Below are 20,934 nucleotides of genomic sequence, written 5' to 3'. Positions count from 1 at the left end.
AGAACCAGCCGCTCCAAAAACCCCAGCGCCAGCAGCCCAGTCAGCATCTCCTATTGGTTCCAATGAACCTGTGGCTTCTGTACCTGAGGCGGTCGAGCTTCAGCCTCATCATCCGGCCAATCCGCCGCAGGAACAGCCTTCTGTCGCCGCTGCTCCCGCTATGGAGTTTGCGCCTGCACCTGAAGCGCCTGCCGATCAGAGCGCTGCTAGCCCTTCCGTTACTCATATGCCAGCACAGCAATCTGAGCCGGTTGCTCAGCCGGCACCTGTGCAAAACGTTTCCTCCGAAGCACCGGCTGTGCCTTGGGCAGAAGAAGAGATTCCGGTCGACGACGAACCCTGGAGTTCCGGTTCGTCCAGCCAGCCACCTGCCTACGATGAATACGACGAGGATGAAGACGATGCCGTTCCTGCGCCGATGGGTGCTGCCATGGCCGGTCATCTCAGTCAGCTGTTGAATGCGTCAGCGGAAGACTCGCTGGCTCCTGTAACGGCGCCCGAACCAGAACAGCCACCACCGGCTGAGGTCAGCAAAGAAGACTTGCCAGAGCTGGCCCCGCATACCTGGTGGATGTGGTTGCCGCATTTGCCATTGGCGGGTTTGCCCATGGCGATTGCCAAAAACAGCGCGCTGGTGGAAGTGCGTGGTAACGAATACATTTTTGATGTCGATCCGCAGCAGGGCGCATTGTTTAACGCCAACCAGCAGCAGCGCATCCAGCAAGCGGTTGAGAGTTTGCTGCCTAACGCCCGTTTGGTTATGGCGCTGAATACCCCGCGTGGTGAAACGCCGGACCAGCGCCGTCAACGGTTGGCCGCTGAAGCTGCCTTTATTGCTCAGCAAGCGATTGAGACGGACGACAAGGTTCGCAATATACTGAGTACCTTCAACGCTATGGTGGTACCAGACAGTATTCAGCCGCTTACGGAATAGAATCAAACGTTTTCGGCCATTGTGATCGAGCCGAAAACTTACAACACCGATGTCGGTCGTAAGCTAAGCACGATGTCGGATGACCATTGAATACACACTGGCGATATGCCGGTAGAGGAGTCAAACATGATCAAAGGTGGCATGGGCAACCTGATGAAACAGGCCCAGAAGATGCAGGAGCAAATGCAAAAGGCTCAGGCTGAACTGGCAGAAGCAGAAACCACCGGCGAATCCGGTGCTGGCCTGGTTAAAGTCGTTATGACAGGCCGTCATGACGTCAAGAGCGTTGCCATTGATGATTCCCTGATGGAAGAAGACAAGGACATGCTGGAAGACCTGCTGGCCGCTGCGGTAAACGATGCGGTTCGCAAGATCGAAGCAGCCAACAAGGAGCACATGTCCAAAATGACGCAGGGCATGGGTCTGCCACCTGGCTTCAAAATGCCATTCTGATGCCGAAAGCGATCATTCCAGCGCCGCTGGAACAGCTAACCAGAGCCCTGGATGATCTGCCGGGCATCGGCCCCAAAGCCGCTGCCCGTTTGTCGCGTAAGCTCACGCATTCGCCTGAGCTTGCGCGACAGCTCATGCAAGCATTAACAACGGCACAGAACGACCTTGGTCTGTGTGGCTGTTGCCGGTCATATACCGTAGATTCAGAATGTCCGGTGTGTGATGGCCAATGGCAGGGCGGGCAACCTTTGCGCATTGTGCAGCTGCCTGAGCAGATCGCCGATCTACGCGTGAAAAACCATCTTTTGCCAGAGCCTGAAGCGCCAACCAACTGGTTTGTGTTGCACGGGTTATTGTCACCGGTTGATGGTATTGGCCCACGACAACTGGGTCTGGAATACCTGCAGCAGCGGTTGAGCAGTGACGCAGAGCGGCCATCGCGTATTGACGTTGTGCTGGAAGACTCTGTCGAGGCCCAGACGACGGCGTTTTACCTCGAAACACTGGCCGAACAAGCAAGTGTTGTATTTGCCGCACACCACGTTGAAGGTGTGATACAGCCGCGCTAGTTCCCCTGAGTATCGGGTGTGATATCCGGTTGGGGCATTCAGCTGCGGCATTCAGGCATCGCCATGCCGCCTCTTTAAATTAATGAATCTGGCGCACGAAACTGCCAATAGGAGAATCCCTTGAGTAAGCCAAACGTACCGGTACCTGTGTGGTTAACCAGCAACGAAACGCTGGCCGCCGCGTGCAAGGACTGGCTGCACGAGGAGTTTCTGGCGCTGGATACCGAATTTGTCCGCACCACCACCTTTTATCCCAAGGCCGGTCTGGTGCAGGTCGCCAGCAGTAAAGGCTGCTTCCTGATCGACCCACTGAGCATCAGCGACTGGTCCGCTTTCACCGAAGTGTTGCAGGCAGAGTCTGTCACCAAGGTATTTCATGCCTGTTTGGAAGACCTTGAAGTCTGTCGCCAATTAACCGGGGCCGTGCCAAGTCCTTTGGCCGATTCCCAGCTGGCAGCTGCGATGGTTGGGCTGGGCGCTTCGTTGGGCTTCCAGAAAATCATCGCTGCCTTGCTGTCCATTGAGCTGGATAAAGAAGAAACCCGCTCCAACTGGCTGGCTCGTCCGCTGACGGAAGAGCAGGTCCAGTACGCCGTAGCCGACGTCTATTACCTGCGCAAAATCTGGCCCATGCTGGTCGACCAGTTACAGCAGTTGCAACGCACTGACTGGCTGGCAGAAGACTGTGCCCGCACGGTAGAAGAAGCCAGTGAAACCGATGTGCCGGGCAATTATTACCGCCGGGTAAAACTGGCCTGGAAGCTGCGTCCGCAGGAACAGCATGTGTTGCAGCAGCTGGTGGTATGGCGTGAACTGCAAGCCCGTGAGCGTGATGTACCACGCAACAAGATCATCGACGACAACAGCCTCTGGAACATCGCCCGCTATAAGCCGAAAGCCAAGGATCAGCTTAATCGCTCGGGTTTGAAGCCGGAAATGATTCGCCGCGATGGCAACACCGTACTGGCGGTGATGCGCGAAGCCATGGAAGACGAAAAAGACCTGTGGCCCGCGGTGCTCGACAAGCCGCTGTCGCCGGATGCTGGTCAGCTGCTGAAAGACATCAAACAAATTGTTGTGAATCGCGCGGAAGCCCTTAACATTCCCCCGGAAATTCTGGCTCGCAAGAAGCCGCTGGAGGCACTGGTTCGCTCGGGCTGGAAAACGGGCCGCTATTTTCTGCCGGATACGCTCAGCGGTTGGCGCAAGAGCGAAATTGGCGATGCGCTGCTGGCGCACCTTAACCAGAGCACAGCCGAACCAGAGAGCTGCTAAAACGACGGAATAAGCCGCAACCGTGGCACGCAACCAACAAGATTATTCGCGCACGTGCGACGAATAACAGGATTAACTGATGAGCAAAGTACTCTGCGACGTTTACAAGAGTCGTAAAAAAGACGAAACCTATTTGTACGTTTCCCGCAAGGATGGCCTTGAGCGAGTGCCGGAGGCGCTGCTGGAAATGTTTGGCAAGCCGGAACTGGCGCTGACGCTGATCATCACGGCTGAAAAGCAGCTGGCCCGTTACACTGGCGAGCAAGTTCTGGAAAGCATCGACGACAAGGGTTTCTTTCTGCAAATGCCGCCGCCGAAGGAAGAGACCGGCCTGCCAGACCTGTTCTGCAAGCGTGATACCGACGACTGATGAGCCAGCAAGCATTTTGGCAAACCAAGTCGCTGGATCAAATGAGCAAGGCCGAGTGGGAATCGCTGTGCGATGGCTGTGCCCGTTGTTGCCTGCACAAACTGCAGGATGACGAAACCGACGAGGTCTACTACACCGATATCCACTGCCGCTATATGGAGCGCAGTGACTGCCGCTGTAGCGTGTACCTTGAGCGCCAGCAGAAAGTACCTCATTGCGTCTGGCTAACCCCGGAACAGGCCAGCGAGTTCTTCTGGTTGCCCGACACTTGTGCCTATCGCTTGCTGGCGGAAGGCAAACCTTTGTTCGACTGGCACCCGTTGATCAGTGGTGACCCGACGACCGTTCACTCGGCGGGTATCTCCATTGCCAACAAAGGCGTACCTGATGATCAGGTGCCGGAAGAAGACTGGGAAGATCACATCATCTGGAAAGCCTGATATGGATAACTTTTTTGACCCGACCATGGCCTGGGGCCTGTACCTGCTAAGCGCCCTGATTGGCTGCTGGTGCTGGCGAGCAATGTTTTTCTTTATGAAACGCTCCAGCGTTATCCGTGACTTTCTGGTAATGCTGGGCCCGGTTCTGTTGCTGACGCCAACGCCGTTGGCTGCAGGCCGCAGCGAATTTGCACCGGCGTTTATGGTAGCAGCATTTTCGGCAATTAACGGCGAAACCGAGATCACCGAAAGCGCCCTGATGTGGTGGTTGGGTGGCCTGGTGGTCGGCATCGTGTACGTTCTGGTGCGTATGGTGGTGCGTTTACAAACGCGCAAACCGGCAGCCGCCGAAGATGGCGAACACGCCGCGGCATAACCGCTTCTTCTGATATATCTCCCTTTTGAACGGGCCGCTCAGGCTCGTTCAGTTCTTTCTGCTACATCTCGTACCGTTTCTTTTCTTGCCGGCTTCTGGCCTTAACAAAGATCTTTGCTAGGTTTACATAGGGTGCCCTAAAAGAAGGGTCGCTGTGTATACAACCTGCACAGAGTGACTATTTCCATCCCGGGCATTGAAACAATGTTTATTCGGCCAGGTTCGTCCGTTTGCTGATACCAACGTGGCGGCCTGATTACGGTGAGGTTGGAGCATGGCTAATCATATTTTTATTCTGGCTACGGTAATGCTGCTGGCGGGCATTTTCGGTGGGCTGGTGAATTATTATCTGTACGGCGACAAGGACCCGGATGCCGCTGGCTTACCGCGATTTCTGGTGGTGGGGGTAGGTGCCTCCTTTTTGGTGCCGGTGATTCTGGACGTGGTGAACAGCGAGCTGGTGCTGGAAAGCCAGGGCGATCCATCTCGTCTGCTGATTTTTACCGGTTTCTGCTTGATTGCAGCTCTGGTAAGCCGCTTCTTTGTCGACAATATGTCCGACCGCATTCTCTCTGAAGCCAAAGTTGCCAAACAGCGTTCGGAAGAAGTGCAGCACAATTTGATGACCATTCAGAAAGAAATCCTGCCTTTGGTCGATACAGAAACAGAACAGGACGGCATGGTGGAAGACGCCGAGGAGTACGAAATCCAGGATCAGCTGGACGTTACCTCTGCGGAAATTCTCAAAGTGCTGTCGAATGGTCGCTTCATTTTCCGCTCCCTGGGTGGGGTGTGTCGTGAATCGAACCAGGAAGAATCAACGGCACTGAAAACCCTGCACGTTCTGACCACTCGCAGTCTGGCTGGCAAGGTCAGCAGTAAGAGTGGTGTGCGTTGGCACATTACCGAGAAAGGACGCCGCGTACTGGAAGCCAACCTGTAACCAGGCACAACCTGTTTTAAGTGCGCTTTCCCGCAGTTGTGGAGTCGGAATATGAAGGTAAACAAAGCGATCGGGTGGTTTAAGACCAGTGATAAACAGACCGGAACTATCCGGCAGACCCGATGGCTCCTGACATTTTTTATGCTGATATGCCTGCCGTGGTCAGCCGCTTGGGCGGATGACTCGGTGGATGTCCGGGTGGTTATTGATATCTCCGGCAGCATGAAAGAAACCGATCCGCAAAACCTGCGGGTGCCAGCACTGAACCTGGTGGTTGAACTGTTGCCGGAAGGCTCCCAGGCGGGTGTCTGGACCTTTGGGCAGTACGTCAACATGCTGGTGCCGCTGGGGCAGGTGAACGACCAGTGGCGCAGCAAGGCCCGCGAGGTCGCCGGGCAAATCAATTCCGCTGGCCAGCGCACCAACCTCACCGAAGCGCTGGAAAAAGCCAGCTGGAAAATTGCCGACGACTCCGGCCTGCAGCAAAGCGTTATCCTGCTGACAGACGGCATGATCGACGTTGCCAACGGTGGCCCGCAAGCGGCCGCCAACCAGCAATCCCGCCGTCGTTTGATCACCGATATTCTGCCACTGTACCAAAAAGCCGGTGCCAAAATTCATACGCTTGCCTTGTCGGATGCTGCTGATAAACAGTTACTGGAGCAAATCGCCCTGGAAACCGGAGGCTTGTTCCTGCAACCCGCCAATGCCGACGACCTGAGCCGCAACTTCCTGCGCGCGTTTGAGCGTGCCGCACCGGCGGAACAAGTCCCCCTGAACGACAATCGCTTCAGCATCGACAGCAGTGTGCGTGAATTCACCGCATTGGTGTTTCGCAAGCCTGGGGCCAAGACGACCAAGCTGATTTCGCCATCGGGCCAGGAATATACCCGCGACACCCAGGCCGACGATGTGCGTTGGCACCGGGATGTGAATTTTGACCTGATTACCATCTCGCAGCCAGAAGCCGGCGAGTGGAACCTTGATGCCGATATCGACCCTGAAAACCGGGTGCAGATTTTGTCGGATCTGAAAATGACCGTTGATGGCATCGAGGCGACGATTTTCAGCGGTGACCCGATCAATGCCGATATCGCTCTGACCAACGAAGACAAGATCATTACCGAACAGGCACTGTTGGGCCTGACGGACTTCACTATCAGCGTAACCAACCCTGATGGTCGTACCACCACACACCTGATTTCCGATCCGGAAGACCTGCCAGAAGACGGCATTTTCAGTAAAACCCTCGAGCGTTTTACCCAGCCTGGTGAGTACCGTTTTGAAGTTTTGGCGCAGGGTCGGACTTTCTCACGCCAGCGGACGCTGACTGCCAACCTGTCTGAGCCGTTTGAGGTCAGTTCCGAAGAAAACGTCGATGAACAGCGCTTTATGATTCGCGTTCAGCCATTGTCGGACTTGATTGACCGTGGTCTCAGCCGGGTGCTGGTGCGCACGATCTACCCGGATGGCAGTTCCAAAATTGTGCCCATGACCATGGTGGGAGACTACTGGGAATTTGAAGCGATGCCGACGGAAGGCGATGGCGACTATGAATACGAGCTGAATATCCGCGGGGTTACGGCCGGAGGTAAAACCTTCCGCAGCCATCCGCAAAATATTGATGTGACCTTCCCGCTGAATCACGAAGCGGTGGTGGTACCCATTAATACCGACCTGTCGCAACAAGCCATGGCCGGTGCCATGAACCTGGCAGCGGAGATGGAAGAAGAGGCGGCGCCGGAAGAAGAGATCAAAGCGGTTCGTCCTCCCGACCCGCCACCGGAACCTGAGCCTGTTGTTGAACCCAAAAAACCGGAAGTGCCTGAACCGGCGGTTACCGAAGGTGCTGAGCCAGAAGAGGAAGAAGGCTCCAGTCTATGGTTGTGGATTGTGATTGCCGTGGTGGTGCTGTTGCTGGCCGGTGTTGGCGCAGGCGTGTTCTTCTTCCTGAAGAAGAAAAAGCAGGCTGCCGCAGCGGCGGATGCTTCCGACGATGCACCCAAAGGCGAAGTGGGCCTGGACGAGGTGGATGAGAAAACCGTGGCTGAAAATATTCAGAACATGGACGACTTTGAAGCCTTTATGTCGGAAGGGGAGGAGCAAGTCCTCGATGCTGGCAGCACTGACGATGTCGACAGCCCGGATACCATCGCCAGCGATACCAATATCGATCCACTGGCCGATGACGGTGCCGCGGATGCCGACATTGGCGGCGGGGCCGACGAAGATGATGACTGGGGAGAGTTCGACCTGGATGATGACAAGAAGTAATTGGCTTTGAATATCCCGACCGTCTGTCTAGGTGCCTGTCCAGAAGCCTGACCCTTGGCCTGTCCAGAAGCCTGCACTGTGAAAAGTGCAGGCACTCATCACTGGAAAATCTGCGTTTTTTATACCGAACGGAATTGCCTGCGTTAGCGCTGGAACAGCGCCTTATCAATCGCCATTATGGCCTCACATTGAACTTGCCGACGCAACTGGGTGTTGGCATCTATGGAGGTTGTATGTCGTCATCGTTCAAACCCGTTGCTTACCTGAAAAGTGACTGTCCATTCTGCTTCAAGCTGGTGATGTTTCTGGCGGAAGCTGGCCTGATGGGCAAGGTCGAGTTGGTCCGGATTGAGGGCACTGATGAAGCCGCGATGAATCACTATCGAGAATTGCTGCAACAAAAGACGGGGGAGAAGGCGAGCTTCCCAACGGTACAGCTGGGTGAAAACAGCTACAGTTCGGATTCGGAAGGCCTGATCCAGCTGTTTGCCGAGCAGTACCAGATTGATGTGGCGGCATTATCGGGGCTGGCGTACTACAAGGACAATCTGTTTCCAGCTTACATTGCCCGCTTCAAGGAATTGAAGGCTTTGCGCGCGCAAATGGCAGATAGTTGACTGAATACTGGCTTTCTGGTGCTTTTAATAAGTCAGTAACAAGAACAAGCCAGTTACAAAAAGTAGTAAGCATAAAAAACGGAGCATCAAGGCTCCGTTTTTTATACTTCAGGCATTGGGTTGCCTGTTTAGCGGGGTAATTACAGTACGCCCTGGCTCTTCAGGTACTCATCGTAAGTACCGTGGAAGTCGACGATCTTGTTGTCGCGGATTTCCAGAATACGAGTCGCCAGTGAGGATACGAACTCACGGTCGTGAGATACGAACACCAGGGTGCCTTCGTACATTTCCAGAGCCATGTTCAGGGATTCAATGGATTCCATGTCCATGTGGTTGGTCGGTTCGTCCATAACCAGTACGTTGTGGTTACCCATCATCAGCTTGCCGAACAGCAGACGACCTTTTTCACCACCGGAACATACCTTGACGTTCTTGCGAATAGCATCGGCATTGAACAGCAGTCGACCAAGCGCAGCGCGCACGGCGGTTTCGTCCTGCTCTTCGGTTTTCCACTGGTCCATCCAGTCGTACAGGTTAACGTCGCCACGTCCCGGACCTTCGAATTCGTATTCGTGATCCTGGGCGTAGTAACCGAGGTTGGCATTTTCAGACCACTTGATGTCACCGGCAGTCGGCGTCAGGTCGCCAACCAGGCACTTCAGGAAGGTGGTTTTACCCACGCCGTTGGCACCGATGACAGCGATTTTTTCACCGGCTTCAATCATCAGGTCTGTTTTGGAGAACAGCGCCGCTTCGCCGTCATAAGCCTGAGTCAGACCTTCGATCATCACTGCCTGGCGGTGCAGTTTTTTCTCTGGCGTAAAACGAATGAACGGGTTCTGACGGCTGGAAGGCTTGAACTCTTCAATCTTGATCTTTTCAATCTGCTTGGCACGAGAAGTGGCCTGCTTGGCCTTGGAGGCGTTGGCAGAGAAGCGCGATACAAACTGCTGCAGTTCGGCAATCTGGGCTTTCTTCTTGGCGTTATCGGCCTGCTGACGTTCACGAGCGGCGGTGGACGCGATCATGAAGTCATCGTAGTTGCCCGGGTACACCTTGATCTGACCGTAGTCGATGTCGGCCATGTGGGTACACACAGAGTTCAGGAAGTGACGGTCGTGGGAAATGATGACCATGGTGCACTTCATGTCGTTCAGAATGCCTTCCAACCAGCGAATGGTGTTAATGTCCAGGTTGTTGGTCGGTTCGTCCAGAAGCAGGATGTCCGGGTTGGAAAACAGCGCCTGAGCCAACAGCACACGCAGCTTCCAGCCTGGAGCAACGCTGCTCATCAGGCCGTTGTGCAGTTCGGTTTCAATACCGGCACCCAGTAGCAGTTCGCCAGCTTTGGACTCCGCGGTGTAACCACCCAGCTCGGCAAATTCGCCTTCCAGCTCGGCCGCGCGCATGTAGTCTTCTTCGGTGGCTTCCAGATTGGCGTAAATGGCATCACGCTCTTCCTTCACCGCCCACATTTCCTTGTTACCCATCATCACGGTGTCGAGCACGGTGAATTCTTCAAAGGCAAACTGATCCTGGTTCAACTTGCCCAGACGCTCGTTTGGCGTCAGCGACACGTTGCCTGCAGACGGTTCAAGTGAGCCGTCGAGGATCTTCATAAAGGTGGATTTACCGCAGCCGTTGGCGCCGATCAGGCCGTAACGGTTGCCGTCACCGAATTTGATGGAAATATTTTCAAACAGTGGCTTGGCGCCGAACTGCATGGTGATATTGGCGGTGGAAAGCAAAGCTAAGTCCTGCAAATTTGGGGTGTCTTGAAGTCAGACACAGATGTAAGTCGAATAGCGGCGCACTATACCTGTTTTTGATCGATTTTGCTTGCTTGCACGTTGTTCACAACGGCCATTTGTTCGGACTGACTGGTTTTCAATGGTCTTGTAAAAGAAGCACAAAAAAGCGGCTGGGTCAGCCGCTTTTGGGTTTTTGGAGCGAAGGTTTATGGTCGGCTGGAATTATTTACCGGCACGACCCAGAAAACGACGCTCTTCCACATTGATGCGAACCACATCGCCCTGGGAAATATGCTCTGGAACCTGCACCACCAGACCAGTGCTCATGGTCGCAGGCTTGGTGCGTGCGGTGGCTGAGTTGCCTTTCACAGACGGTTCACATTCGGTGATTTCCAGTTCAACGATGGACGGCAGTACCAGACCAACCGGAGAGCCGTCTACTACCAGAACCTGCAGGTCCTGGGTGTTTTCGTTAACGAACAGAATTTCATCTTCGATGGCGCTCTTGTCCAGGTGGTATGGGGTGTAGTCTTCATTGTCCATGAAAACGTAGGCTTCGCCGTCGATGTAACTGAACATGGAAGGGCGGCGAACCAGGTCGGCAAAGTTCAGCATGTCGGAATCCTTGAAGGTTTCGTCCAGCTTCTGACCGGTTACCACGTTGTACATACGCATACGGTACAGGCTGCCACCGGCGCGACCCTGGGGTACGGAGCGTTCGATGTCCTTGATGAAGTAGACCTCGCCGTTGTACTCAATCGCGGCGTTCTTTTTGATTTCACTGGCCTTTGGCATGACGGTTTCCTCAGTATTACATGCGCTGCGAACGCTGCTGAATAATGGCTTATGGCGTCCGCTACAGTTCGGCCGCGACTATACGCCGAAATGGGATTCAAAACGACAGTGTCATGGCGCGATAACGCAGAATTGTACCTGTCTGCCTTATGGTGACTGTGATGCAATGACGCTCCCTACAAACCATACCCGCTAAGGAAACTGCCATGCGTACTTTGCCCATTTTTCAGATCGATGCGTTTGCCGAACAGGCGTTCGACGGTAATCCGGCAGCGGTGATACCTCTGGAAACGGTCACTGGCAGAGAGTGGCTGGATGACCAAACCCTGCAGCAAATCGCGATGGAAAATAACCTGTCAGAAACCGCCTTCCTGCTGCCGCTGGAGAAAACATCAGCAGAGCAGTGCGATTTCCACCTACGTTGGTTTACGCCGGTTTCTGAAGTCCGTCTGTGCGGCCATGCCACATTTGCCAGTGCCCACTGGTTCTTTACTGAACACAAACCCGACTCCAGCGTGGTGCGATTTCAGACGCTGTCGGGTGTGCTGACGGTGGAGCGCCACTCCGGTGGTATGACCATGTCGTTGGGGGCCGAGATGCCTGCGGCGGGTGAAGCCAAGCCGGATTACTTGAGTGCGTTGGGATTGCAACCTGAACAGGTTGAATTCGTCGGTGCCGGGATCGAGTACTTGCAGGTGGTGGTGGCCAACGAAGCACTGGTGCATTCGCTGCAGCCGGATATGTCAGCGTTAAAAGCGGTGGAATTTGGAGGGGTGATCGTAACGGCGCAAGCGTTTAATCAGCCTTACGACTTCGTTGGACGATTTTTTGCGCCGCAGTTTGGCATTGATGAAGACCCGGTAACCGGATCAGCGTTTGCAGTAATGGCACCCTACTGGATGGACCGTCTGGGTGCTGCAACCCTGACGGGGTATCAAGCCTCAGAGCGAGGCGGTACGGTTGTGTGTGAACAAAGCGGCGATCGGATTTTGATGACGGGCACAGCCGTTACCTTTATGCGCGGTGAGGTCTATTTGCCGTGATGGTCTGTATTGCGGCCAGAGGATCAGCCTCTGGCTCGCAATAACAGCAACTCAGCTTCTTCTTCGGGCACCGGCATAATCGACAGCCTGTGGCCTTTTTTCACCAGTCCCAGTTCGCGGATTTCCGGCATTGCCTTGATCGCTTTCAACGGTAATACCTTGTTGAAGCGTTCGCTGAATTTCACATCCACCATGTACCAACGCGGGTTGTCCGGGTCGGATTTATCATCGTGGTATTTCGACTGACTGTCGAATTGGGTGTGGTCTGGGTAGCCTTCGCGAACCACCTGGGCCAGTCCGGCGATGCCGACCAGCTTGCAGGATGAGTGGTAGATGAACACCCAGTCGCCTTCCTTGATGTCGTCACGAAGAAAGTTGCGGGCCTGATAGTTACGTACCCCGTCCCAATGCTCGGTTTGGTTCGGACGCTGCTTGAGGTCGTCGATGCCAAAGGTGTCGGGCTCGGTTTTGAACAGCCAGTAAGCCATGGTTGGGCTCCGTAAAAGTGCCCGGTTCGATTCGGACGTGGGGCATGTTGCTGGACGGCTATCGAACCGGCTTTAGCCAGTTCAATAGGCGCTATAGTCTACCAGGTAGGGATTATTTCTTACGCGCTTTCAGTGACAGTGTGCTGTCTTTCTTTTTGCGGTTATTCACCCATTTGCGGCCGGCGGGTTTCTTGTTTCCTTCGTCGGATGAATGGGCGACGGCTTGTTTGGGTTCGCGTTTCTCGATGTCAGCAGGAGCAGGCTTGGTAGACGGTTTTTTACCGGCTTTAGCCGCCTTGCGATCTTCATCGGTGGCCAGACGAATCTTGTCTCGCTCGATGATGATCTTGCGTTCCTTGTAAAGATTGCCGATGGCTTGTTTGAAGGCACGTTTGCTGCAACCAAAGTGCATTTCGATCAGGTCGGCCGGGCTGGAGTCGCTGACCGCCATGATGCCGGGGCCTGCTTCCAGCTTCTTCATGATGCGGCCAGCCAGATCCAGGGCACGTTTGTGGCCCACAGGCTCCAGCGACAAATCCAGTTTGCCGTCTTCGCGCACACGTTTGACGAAACCATCCAGTTTCATGCCGGTGCGAACGGCGGTACGAATGTCGTCGTTGTACAGCACGCCCCAGAATTGGTTGTTTACCACCGCCTTGTAGCCCAGATCTGTGCGCTGGGCGATCAGCAGTTTGACGGCTTCACCGTTCTTCAGCAGCGGCTCGCCTTCCGCCTGCCAGGCGCCTTCCGATACCGCACGATCCTTGATGTAGCGGTTCAGTTTGCTGGTGGCAATCAGACGGCCGGTGTTGTCTTCGGTAAGGTACACCACATAGCTTTTGCCTTCTTCCATGCGCTGGTTTTGTTCGGCGAAAGGCACAAACAGGTCTTTCGGCAGCCCCCAGTCCATGAAGGCACCGGTGCGGTTAACATCAACAACCTGCAAGTTGGCCACCTGGCCCAGCTGAATGCGCGGGCGTTGCAGAGTGGCGATGTAGCGATCTTCAGAATCCAGGTAGATAAAAGCCTTCAGCTTGTCGCCAACCTGACAGCCGTCAGGCACCTGACGATTCGGCAGTAACACGCGTTCGCCTTCGTCATCTTGAAGGTAAGCGCCTTGTGGCAGGAATTCTTCTACGGTCATTTGGGCATAAGTGCCGGCTTGCAACATGGTGTCTCTCCGTCTTGTGATCAGGCGCCTCCGTCTTCGGAGGCCGGTGTCATGCGAGTTTTAATTACGTTCTGACAGGCAAAATCAGTTGCGGTAAATGGTTTCAATCAGGTGATAGCCAAATTGGGTTTTCACCGGTCCCTGCACTTTCAGTAAAGGGCCCTTGAACACAACGTCATCGAAGGCCTTGACCATGTCACCTTTACTGAATTCACCCAGGCTGCCGCCATTGCGCTTGGACGGGCAGGTGGAGTGTTTCATGGCCAATTTGCCAAAGTCTGCTCCCTTGGCCAATTGGGTTTTCAGCTTTTCCGCTTCTTCGCGGGTTTTTACCAAAATGTGGCGAGCGCAGGCGCGTGGCATGGAGATTCTCCGGCTGATCTGACAGGGCGGCGGACTATACCAGAATGGCACTGGCATGCCAGTACAAAAAACACACAATCTACTGGTGCGGGGTGCTTCCTTGTTGCGATCCGGACGGGGCGGGGTCACACTGCCGCTTTTCGGGTTAGGGGGCGTGGTTGTGACGCTGGGAAGCTTGTTGATTCCAATCTTGTTGGCGCTGGTTTGGATGTTCTGGATGGTGCAGCAACGAGCCCGTTCATTGGCCCTGAAACACGTCCGCAAGGCTTGCCAGCAGGAGTGGGTGCAGTTGCTGGACGACACGCTGGTGCTGGAGTCAATACGACCGAGCCGTACCGCCGCTGGACGGTTTTGCCTGGAACGCCGTTATGGCTTTGAATTTTCGTCTACTGGTGAGCGCCGTTACAAAGGCGAAGTCCATTTGCGTGGCCAGCGGGTTGCCCATCTGGAGCTGGAACCCCACCAGGTCGGGCCCGGTTACTAAATCTCCCGAGCTCTTGATACCTCTGTAAACATCGCGTTCATCCTGTCTTTTCCGCTGTTTTGCCGCCGCTTATCCGTTTTCGCTGCTATACCAACATAAGGTATTTCTAAATCGATAGGCGGAAAACGGCGTGTCAGATCAGCAAACCAACCTCAATGTGATTGATGTGCTTGGGCAGTGCATATCGCAACAAGCGGAAGCGGCGGAGTCTTTAGCACTCGCCAAGGCAAAGTCGTTGCTGACGATGCTGGACCGGCGACAATGCATTGCCTACTACGATCTCGAAGGGCATCTGCAAGACTGCAACGAACGCTTTCTGGAAACCTATCACTATGCTCGGGAAGACGTTGGCAACCTGAGCCACAAGCAGCTGTGTACCTACGAAGAAGTGGAATCGCCGGAGTATCCGCAATTCTGGGAGATGCTGCGTTCTGGCGAAGCCATTTATGGCCAGTTTATCCGCACCACGTTGGACGGCTGGGATATGGAAGTGGACGCCAGCTACATACCAGTGAAAGGCGAGGCTGGAATGGTGGTGGGCGTGTTGCAACTGTCCAATGATATTACCGACGACGCCGGTAAGAATCGCGATAACGACAACTGGGTATCTTCCATGCGGCGGTTTCGGCCGCTCATCGAAGCAAGTGCTGATGGCCGAATCAGCCAGGCTACCTATGCCGCTGAAAAAATCTTTCGCTGTGAAGGTGGAGCCTTGGGTGGCATGCCGTTTGATACCCTCTGCGATGCCGATTTTCGCACGGGCCACACCTACACCAGTATCTGGAAAGACCTTCAGCAAGGGCAGGATCGGGTCGGTGACTTTCCGTTTCGTCGGCTGGACGGTGCCCAAGCCTGGTTGAAGTGCGCTTTTGTGCCCATCATGGATGCCCAACAGCGCTTGCAGCGCATTGTTATCGACCTTGAGGATATTACCGATAACAAACTCAACAATCTGGAAGCTGAGGCCCGTATGGCTGCCATCGACAGCGCCCAGATCGTTGCCGAGTTTGATCTGGAAGGTAAGGTTCTGAACGTTAACGAACGCTTCCTCCAATATTCCGGCTACGCTCACAGCGAAGTGGTTGGTCAGCACCACACCATGTTTTGTACACCGGAATACGCTAACAGCGAGCAGTACCGCTCCATGTGGGAAAACCTGGCGATAGGCAAGTCCCAATCCGGCGAATTCCTGCGGATTCGCCGTGATGGTGAGCAGGCCTGGGTGCAAGCATTGTATACGCCGATTTTGGATATCTCCGGAACCCCTTACAAAGTCGTCAAGTTCGCAACCGATATCACCGCCCAAAAACTGAAGGCCATGGACGATGACGGTAAGGTCGCGGCCATTGCCCGTTCCCAGGGCGTGGTGGAGTTTGATCTCAAGGGTAATTTGCTGGATGCAAATATGAATGCCCTGAAGTGGCTGGGCTACAGCATGGATGAGATCCGTGGTCAGCATCACAGCATTTTTGTCGACAGGGATGAAGCCAGCAGCTCGGAATACCGGGCGTTCTGGCACAAGCTGGCAAAAGGTGATTACGAAAGTGGTGAATTCCAGCGGATTACCAAGTCGGGCAAGCGCATCTGGATTCAGGCCACCTATAATCCCATCTTTGACCATGCCGGTCGTCCCAAAAAAGTCGTCAAGTACATGATCGACATTACCGATACCAAGCAACGCTCGCTGGAAAATCAGGTGCGGATGGATGCGGTATCGGCCAGTTGCTGCGTGATCGACATCGACAGCGAAGGCACCATCACGGGTATTAACGAAGAGGCCGAGCGCGTGCTGGGCTATAGCGCCAGTGAGCTGGTCGGTGAGCAGGAAACCAAGCTCAGGCATGAGGAAGAAATCCGCAGTTCCACGCGTCTGGAAAACCTGCAAAAAGTACGAGAAGGACGCGCGGTGTCGGGCGAATTCAAATTGCTGGGGGCTGGCGGCCGCGAAATTTGGGTCAGCGCAACCCTGAGTCCGGTCATGGGGCTGGATGGCCTGCATAAAAAAACCATTGTGGTGGCTTATGACGTCACCAACCGCAAGAAACAAACGCTGGATGCTGAGGGCAAGCTGTCAGCCATCGACCGCTCTCAGGCCATCATTGAATACGACATTGAAGGTCGTGTACTGACCGCCAATAACAACTTCCTGTTGTTGTACGGCTTCGAAATGAGTGAAATCGCGGGTCGTCATCAGCGTATGTTTGTGCCGGATGAAGAAAGCTCGTCGCCGGATTATCAGTCATTTTGGGAAAAGATGGAGCGTGGTGAATACGAAACCGGTGAATTTAAACGCATCGGTAAGGGCAAGCGCGAACTGTGGGTGCGGGGCAGTTACAACCCGGTGTTCGATCCATCGGGACGGGTGGTCAAAGTGGTGGAGTATTCCACCGATGTCACTCTGCCCAAGCTGCGTAACGTCGAGTTTGAGGCCAAGGTAAATGCCATCGACCTGGGGCAGGCAGTGGTGGAATTCGACCTGTCAGGCAATGTGCTCAGCGCAAACCGCAATTTCCTGGTAGCCATGGGCTACACCTTGCAAGAGATCCGCGGTCAACATCACAGCATGTTTTGCTCTCAGGATTACGTCACCAGCGAAGAGTATCGGGATTTCTGGCTCAAGTTGAGCGAGGGTGAGTTTGTTTCGGGTCGCTTCAAACGACTGGGCAAGTTCGACCGGGATGTCTGGATTCGGGCAACCTATAACCCGATCAAGGATCTCAACGGCCGGGTGGTGAAGGTCATCAAATATGCCTATGACATCACCAAAGAAGTGGAGCTGGAAGACCAGATGATGAAGAAGTCGATGGAAATGACCGACTGCGTCAGCAAACTGTTGGGCACGATTTCCGAGATATCCCAAGGCGCTCAAACGGCCTCCAGCAATGTCTCGACGACGACGGCGGTTGCGGAAGACGGCCTGAAGTCGTTGCAGGAATCGCTAAAGACCACGCGCCGGATTCGCGGTAACTCCGAAAAAGTGGCCGAGATTGTTGGCATCATCAGTGAAATTGCGGGGCAGACCAACCTGTTGGCCTTCAATGCGGCCATCGAAGCGGCCCGGGCTGGCGAATACGGAGTCGGTTTCTCGGTGGTGGCAACCGAAGTGCGCAAGCTGGCCGAGCGTTGTTCGGTGGCGGCCAATGACATTAATGAACAGATTAAAACGTCCCAGAACGATGTAGAAGAAGGCGAGCGCATCAGTCAGCAAACCGCCGATCAGATTCAAACGATCATGCAGCGGGTGTCCGGCACCATGGACATTGTTGAAGGCATTACCCAGGCGGCCGAGCAGCAACGCTTACAAGCGGAAGATGTGAAGGAAATGATTCACCAGCTGCGGGCGACGGTTCATTGAACATGCAGCCCGGTCAGGGCATCCAGGCACTGGCACCCGACCACGAGCGCTTGGCCGCACTGATCCACAAGGGTGAGGTGTTTGCCTTCCCGCTAGAGGTGGTGCGTGAAGTGGTTCCCATGTCGGAGCTGCTGACGCCGGTGTGTTCGGCTCCCTGTGTGATGGGGTTCATCCTGTTACGCGGTGTTCAGGTGCCGGTGATGGATCTGTCCGGGGTGATGCATTACGGCGGACAGGCCGGTTCTGAGACGTATACGTCAGAACAACCTGCGCCTGAACAGTCCGACGTGGTCGCCATCCTGCGCTTTGATGATTGCCTGCTGGGCTTGGTCATTGATGCCGTGGTGGATGTGCTGAAAGTAAAGCCGGATCAGTTCTCTCTCTTGTGTTTTGATGCCAATTACAACGACGTGTGGAATGACGCTGGTGCTCGTGCTGTCAGTAGCTCGGGCGCAAGCCATTCTGATGTCGCCAGTCAGCCTCGAAATGGTCGCTTGGTGCTGGGCAGTTACACGCTGGAATCGGATTCGTCGCCCAGTCAATCCGGTGCCAAAACGGCGCTATTGATCGACGAGCAAGCGCTGTTTTCGATTCCCGGTGTGCCACTGACCCGGGTAGAACCTCTGCGTGTCCAGCGAGCGTTGAAACCTGTTAGCAGTGAACCACCGGATGCTGACGCAGCTGTGAATGGCACTGAGGGCGGAGCTAACAATGGCGAAGCGAACAGCCATTCGCCGGATGCGTCAGGCTCCCACACAGCAGAGACATTAACGCTGGTTAGCGATGATGAGTCCGGCCTTGATGGTAAACATGCAAACACCAATACAAACACAAGCGCCAGGTCAGGCAGCGAGGCCAGGCGTCCGCCACCGACCTATTCCCCCCACGTGCTGGTGGTGCGAATTCGGCGTCATTATTTTGCGATTCAGGCACGGCTGGTTCAAACCACACTGGCCGACTACGACGTAGACGTCGCACCTATTGATAACGAAATGTACGTTGGCGAAATCCGTTTTCAGGATCAGTCGATTGCCATTGCCGACTGGAGTCAGCTGTTTTGGGAAAGCGATGAAGAGCCGCCACCACGGAACGGTCGATTGCCGCTGTTGATTTACCAAATGCCTCAGGGACTGCTGGGGTTGATGGTGGATGAGGTGCTGGATGTTTTGCCAACGCCTGCAGTAGAAGCCTTGCCATTGCCCAAAGGGGCCTTGCCCGGCGGTGATTTGATGACGGGCGTATTGCCGCTGGAACAACTCTATAAGCAGGGTAAAACCAACATAGGTACGGACTTTGTTTTGCTGTTCGACGACGATCGCATTCGCGCCACAGAGTCGCTTGGCCGGTTAGCCAGTATGGCTCGACGGTTATCGTCCAGTGCCTATTCGGGAGCTGACTCCAGTACTTACACGAACACAGCAGGCAGTGCGGAAACTAGCAAAGCCGGAAATACCGCACACGGCGTTGAAAAAGACCTGCATTTGCAGCAAATGCTGATTGTCGATGCCGGTGTTGAAGTGTGCTGCCAAATTCGGGATGTGGTCGAAATCTTTCGACTGCGCCAGAGCCATCGCATCAATATGCCGGGCACGCCCTTGTGTGGGCTGGCTACGGTTCGCGGTCGGGCAGTGCCTGTTTATCAGTTGGCGGGCCTGATTGGTCAGGCATCCAGTCAGCAGGAAGGAGAAGTCCTGGTGGTGCTAGCTGGTGACGGCTGGGTTGGCTTTATGGTACAGGCGTTGAAAGAAATCCAGTTTGCCCAATGGCAGCGGCAGGTGGACATCCCGGCACTGTCGCGCCCGGACGGTGTTGACTATGGCCAATACAAGGCGTGCTGGAGTTTGTGTGGTCTGCAAACCCCGGAAGGCCTGAAAACCACACCATCGTTAAATCTTGGCAAACTGGCCGAGGTGTATACGGACATCTTCCCGGCGCTGAGTTTTCACGAATCGTCTTGACGTAAAAAATCCAGCATCCAGACACCGGCCAGGGTGTCGTCGGTACTGGTGTTCAATGTTTCCATGCCAGCATTAAACCGCTCCTCTCCAATGGCTTCCCGCCGACGTGGTAGCAAGCGTCGTAAGTAAGTGGCAGTGAATTCCGGGTGGCCCTGAAACGCCAGCACCCGGCGGTCGATCGAAAACGCAGCGTTCGGACAGAACTCGCAGCCGGACAGTCGTTGTGCTTCCGGTGGTAGTGATAACACTTGATCGCGGTGGCTGTAGATCAAGCGTAAATGGCTGGCCTTGATAGTCGACCAGGACGGTGAGGTTGTAACGGCGCTACCGCGAACACCAATGCCCCAGCCCTTATCGCTTAACGCAGCACGACCACCAAGGTGATGAGCCAGAAACTGGTGCCCAAAGCACACACCGATTTGCGGTACTCCGGCTGCAAAGCATTGCTTCACCCAGTTGGCCAGTGGTTCCAGCCATGGGGCGTTATCGTAAACGCCGGTTTTTGAGCCGGTGACCAGCCAGGCATCACATTCATTTGGTTGCTGCGGGAATTCCATCTGCGTCACCTGATAGTGACGAAACTCCAGCTGACTGGCTAACGGGTGTGGCAGTGCCGTCAGAAATTGGCGAAACATATGACCATACGAACGGTAGTCGTTCAGCAGGTCGGGGTAGAGTTCGTCTGTCTCCAGAATGCCGATTCGAATCATGTGAATCCTGAAAAGTAGAAGGGGCGGGTTACTGAATCGAAGGGTTTCCTTTGTGATGCACTGGTGAATTCCGGCGCAACGGCGTCAGGATATCCTCAAGCCCGTTAATGCGAATTTCCAATGCCAATGCCATCAGCTTACCCAGTTCGCCGTCCGGAAAGCCCTTGTTGGCGAACCACAACAAGTACTCCTCTGGTAGATCAATGATCACTTTGCCCTGATATTTTCCAAACGGCATCGGGTAGGACACCAGTTGGATCAGGTCCGATTTGTCGAACATAGATGGCCTCTTTTAATGGCAATGGCGCAGACAGTCATGTCTTTTGGTATCGAGTTTCAATAAATACTAACAAATGCATCGCGTGATGCTGAAAAGTTCTAAAAGCGCACTAACCTTAACAGAGGGTATCAATTCTGATCTCTTGATCACCAGTTCCCATGCTGGGTTGTTTCTGATAGAAATGTTAATAGTAGTCTTGAATTTTTCTGTTTGAGCCAACTGCTCAAGTTGAATATGTGCCGATGGAGCTGAGTTAGTGCCGGGCCCCGTATCTGATATTAAGTA

General features: G+C 54.5%; 21 protein-coding genes. 14 read left to right on the top strand and 7 right to left on the bottom strand.

Annotated features, from left to right (window positions below; genetic code table 11):
- The first annotated feature begins 70 nt into the window (after positions 1-70).
- The 10 genes from ACXADJ_RS07980 (at position 71) to ACXADJ_RS07935 (ending at position 8,251) form a co-directional block, all read left to right on the top strand.
- Positions 71-934 (top strand): DNA polymerase III subunit gamma/tau C-terminal domain-containing protein, encoded by an 864-nt coding sequence (locus ACXADJ_RS07980; RefSeq protein WP_475064564.1) that lies wholly within the window; start codon positions 71-73, stop codon positions 932-934.
- A gap of 126 nt (positions 935-1,060) precedes the next feature.
- The gene (locus tag ACXADJ_RS07975; RefSeq protein WP_028292511.1) at positions 1,061-1,387 is read left to right on the top strand and encodes a YbaB/EbfC family nucleoid-associated protein; all 327 of its coding nucleotides are present in this window, start codon (positions 1,061-1,063) and stop codon (positions 1,385-1,387) included.
- Positions 1,387-1,956: a hypothetical protein gene (locus tag ACXADJ_RS07970; RefSeq protein ID WP_475064556.1), complete on the top strand. Its 570-nt coding sequence runs from the start codon at positions 1,387-1,389 to the stop codon at positions 1,954-1,956. The genes ACXADJ_RS07975 and ACXADJ_RS07970 overlap by 1 nt, the downstream gene beginning before the upstream one ends.
- 120 nt (positions 1,957-2,076) lie before the next feature.
- Entirely contained in the window at positions 2,077-3,231 is a 1,155-nt protein-coding gene (rnd, locus tag ACXADJ_RS07965; protein WP_475064552.1) for a ribonuclease D, read from the top strand.
- A gap of 79 nt (positions 3,232-3,310) precedes the next feature.
- Complete coding sequence (locus tag ACXADJ_RS07960; protein WP_028292508.1) at positions 3,311-3,601, top strand: YcgL domain-containing protein; 291 nt, start codon at positions 3,311-3,313, stop codon at positions 3,599-3,601.
- Positions 3,601-4,041 (top strand): YcgN family cysteine cluster protein, encoded by a 441-nt coding sequence (locus ACXADJ_RS07955; RefSeq protein ID WP_211225051.1) that lies wholly within the window; start codon positions 3,601-3,603, stop codon positions 4,039-4,041. The genes ACXADJ_RS07960 and ACXADJ_RS07955 overlap by 1 nt, the downstream gene beginning before the upstream one ends.
- A 1-nt stretch (position 4,042) precedes the next feature.
- Positions 4,043-4,417 (top strand): hypothetical protein, encoded by a 375-nt coding sequence (locus ACXADJ_RS07950; protein ID WP_475064547.1) that lies wholly within the window; start codon positions 4,043-4,045, stop codon positions 4,415-4,417.
- A gap of 274 nt (positions 4,418-4,691) precedes the next feature.
- On the top strand, positions 4,692-5,360 hold the full coding sequence (locus ACXADJ_RS07945; protein WP_028292505.1) for a YEATS-associated helix-containing protein: 669 nt from the start codon (positions 4,692-4,694) through the stop codon (positions 5,358-5,360).
- Positions 5,361-5,558: 198 nt separating this feature from the next.
- Positions 5,559-7,634, top strand: a complete 2,076-nt coding sequence (locus ACXADJ_RS07940; RefSeq protein WP_475064543.1) for a VWA domain-containing protein — start codon at positions 5,559-5,561, stop codon at positions 7,632-7,634.
- Positions 7,635-7,867: 233 nt separating this feature from the next.
- Positions 7,868-8,251 carry a glutaredoxin family protein gene (locus ACXADJ_RS07935; protein ID WP_475064540.1) on the top strand — a complete coding sequence of 128 codons (384 nt, stop codon included), beginning with the start codon at positions 7,868-7,870 and terminating at the stop codon, positions 8,249-8,251.
- A gap of 140 nt (positions 8,252-8,391) precedes the next feature.
- Here the strand turns inward: ACXADJ_RS07935 and ACXADJ_RS07930 are convergent, their stop codons facing one another.
- Both ACXADJ_RS07930 and efpL read right to left on the bottom strand, forming a co-directional pair.
- On the bottom strand, positions 8,392-9,999 hold the full coding sequence (locus tag ACXADJ_RS07930) for an ABC-F family ATPase (RefSeq protein WP_475064538.1): 1,608 nt from the start codon (positions 9,997-9,999) through the stop codon (positions 8,392-8,394).
- Between the two features lie 225 nt (positions 10,000-10,224).
- Positions 10,225-10,797, bottom strand: coding sequence for an elongation factor P-like protein EfpL (gene efpL, locus ACXADJ_RS07925; protein ID WP_028292502.1), 573 nt, complete (start codon positions 10,795-10,797; stop codon positions 10,225-10,227).
- 206 nt (positions 10,798-11,003) lie between these two features.
- On the opposite strand from efpL, the gene ACXADJ_RS07920 reads away from it, so the two are divergent.
- Positions 11,004-11,840: a PhzF family phenazine biosynthesis protein gene (locus tag ACXADJ_RS07920; RefSeq protein WP_475064536.1), complete on the top strand. Its 837-nt coding sequence runs from the start codon at positions 11,004-11,006 to the stop codon at positions 11,838-11,840.
- A 23-nt stretch (positions 11,841-11,863) separates the two neighbouring features.
- Here the strand turns inward: ACXADJ_RS07920 and ACXADJ_RS07915 are convergent, their stop codons facing one another.
- The 3 genes from ACXADJ_RS07915 to ACXADJ_RS07905 form a co-directional block, all read right to left on the bottom strand.
- Positions 11,864-12,328: an EVE domain-containing protein gene (locus tag ACXADJ_RS07915; RefSeq protein WP_475064534.1), complete on the bottom strand. Its 465-nt coding sequence runs from the start codon at positions 12,326-12,328 to the stop codon at positions 11,864-11,866.
- A 112-nt stretch (positions 12,329-12,440) separates the two neighbouring features.
- Entirely contained in the window at positions 12,441-13,499 is a 1,059-nt protein-coding gene (locus tag ACXADJ_RS07910; RefSeq protein ID WP_475064529.1) for a CvfB family protein, read from the bottom strand.
- A gap of 84 nt (positions 13,500-13,583) precedes the next feature.
- Complete coding sequence (locus ACXADJ_RS07905; protein WP_028292499.1) at positions 13,584-13,862, bottom strand: peptidylprolyl isomerase; 279 nt, start codon at positions 13,860-13,862, stop codon at positions 13,584-13,586.
- 160 nt (positions 13,863-14,022) lie between these two features.
- Between ACXADJ_RS07905 and ACXADJ_RS07900 the strand changes: the two genes are divergently transcribed.
- From ACXADJ_RS07900 to ACXADJ_RS07890, 3 genes are all read left to right on the top strand, one after another.
- The gene (locus ACXADJ_RS07900; protein ID WP_475064526.1) at positions 14,023-14,346 is read left to right on the top strand and encodes a DUF3301 domain-containing protein; all 324 of its coding nucleotides are present in this window, start codon (positions 14,023-14,025) and stop codon (positions 14,344-14,346) included.
- A gap of 130 nt (positions 14,347-14,476) precedes the next feature.
- Complete coding sequence (locus ACXADJ_RS07895) at positions 14,477-17,701, top strand: methyl-accepting chemotaxis protein (protein ID WP_475064524.1); 3,225 nt, start codon at positions 14,477-14,479, stop codon at positions 17,699-17,701.
- Positions 17,702-17,703: 2 nt separating this feature from the next.
- Complete coding sequence (locus ACXADJ_RS07890) at positions 17,704-19,659, top strand: chemotaxis protein CheW (RefSeq protein WP_475068158.1); 1,956 nt, start codon at positions 17,704-17,706, stop codon at positions 19,657-19,659.
- Here ACXADJ_RS07890 and ACXADJ_RS07885 read toward each other — a convergent pair.
- Together ACXADJ_RS07885 and ACXADJ_RS07880 are read right to left on the bottom strand one after the other, a co-directional pair.
- Positions 19,644-20,369 carry a glutamine amidotransferase-related protein gene (locus tag ACXADJ_RS07885; protein ID WP_475064521.1) on the bottom strand — a complete coding sequence of 242 codons (726 nt, stop codon included), beginning with the start codon at positions 20,367-20,369 and terminating at the stop codon, positions 19,644-19,646. The genes ACXADJ_RS07890 and ACXADJ_RS07885 overlap by 16 nt on opposite strands.
- Before the next feature lie 28 nt (positions 20,370-20,397).
- On the bottom strand, positions 20,398-20,649 hold the full coding sequence (locus tag ACXADJ_RS07880) for a DUF3820 family protein (protein ID WP_028292495.1): 252 nt from the start codon (positions 20,647-20,649) through the stop codon (positions 20,398-20,400).
- Positions 20,650-20,934: the final 285 nt, after the last annotated feature.

This window comes from Oceanobacter sp. ABM4_470, from assembly GCF_056158645.1.
The sequence above is the reverse complement of the archived record's forward strand: the minus strand, read 5'-3'. Positions and strand labels throughout refer to the sequence as shown.

Bases quoted from the DNA above. Each gene is read 5' to 3' on its own strand.
- ACXADJ_RS07975 (WP_028292511.1), top strand. From the start codon at position 1,061: ATGATCAAAGGTGGCATGGGCAACCTGATGAAACAGGCCCAGAAGATG.
- ACXADJ_RS07970 (WP_475064556.1), top strand. From the start codon at position 1,387: ATGCCGAAAGCGATCATTCCAGCGCCGCTGGAACAGCTAACCAGAGCC.
- ACXADJ_RS07960 (WP_028292508.1), top strand. From the start codon at position 3,311: ATGAGCAAAGTACTCTGCGACGTTTACAAGAGTCGTAAAAAAGACGAA.
- ACXADJ_RS07955 (WP_211225051.1), top strand. From the start codon at position 3,601: ATGAGCCAGCAAGCATTTTGGCAAACCAAGTCGCTGGATCAAATGAGC.
- ACXADJ_RS07950 (WP_475064547.1), top strand. From the start codon at position 4,043: ATGGATAACTTTTTTGACCCGACCATGGCCTGGGGCCTGTACCTGCTA.
- ACXADJ_RS07945 (WP_028292505.1), top strand. From the start codon at position 4,692: ATGGCTAATCATATTTTTATTCTGGCTACGGTAATGCTGCTGGCGGGC.
- ACXADJ_RS07935 (WP_475064540.1), top strand. From the start codon at position 7,868: ATGTCGTCATCGTTCAAACCCGTTGCTTACCTGAAAAGTGACTGTCCA.
- efpL (WP_028292502.1), bottom strand. From the start codon at position 10,797: ATGCCAAAGGCCAGTGAAATCAAAAAGAACGCCGCGATTGAGTACAAC.
- ACXADJ_RS07920 (WP_475064536.1), top strand. From the start codon at position 11,004: ATGCGTACTTTGCCCATTTTTCAGATCGATGCGTTTGCCGAACAGGCG.
- ACXADJ_RS07915 (WP_475064534.1), bottom strand. From the start codon at position 12,328: ATGGCTTACTGGCTGTTCAAAACCGAGCCCGACACCTTTGGCATCGAC.
- ACXADJ_RS07910 (WP_475064529.1), bottom strand. From the start codon at position 13,499: ATGTTGCAAGCCGGCACTTATGCCCAAATGACCGTAGAAGAATTCCTG.
- ACXADJ_RS07905 (WP_028292499.1), bottom strand. From the start codon at position 13,862: ATGCCACGCGCCTGCGCTCGCCACATTTTGGTAAAAACCCGCGAAGAA.
- ACXADJ_RS07890 (WP_475068158.1), top strand. From the start codon at position 17,704: ATGCAGCCCGGTCAGGGCATCCAGGCACTGGCACCCGACCACGAGCGC.
- ACXADJ_RS07885 (WP_475064521.1), bottom strand. From the start codon at position 20,369: ATGATTCGAATCGGCATTCTGGAGACAGACGAACTCTACCCCGACCTG.
- ACXADJ_RS07880 (WP_028292495.1), bottom strand. From the start codon at position 20,649: ATGTTCGACAAATCGGACCTGATCCAACTGGTGTCCTACCCGATGCCG.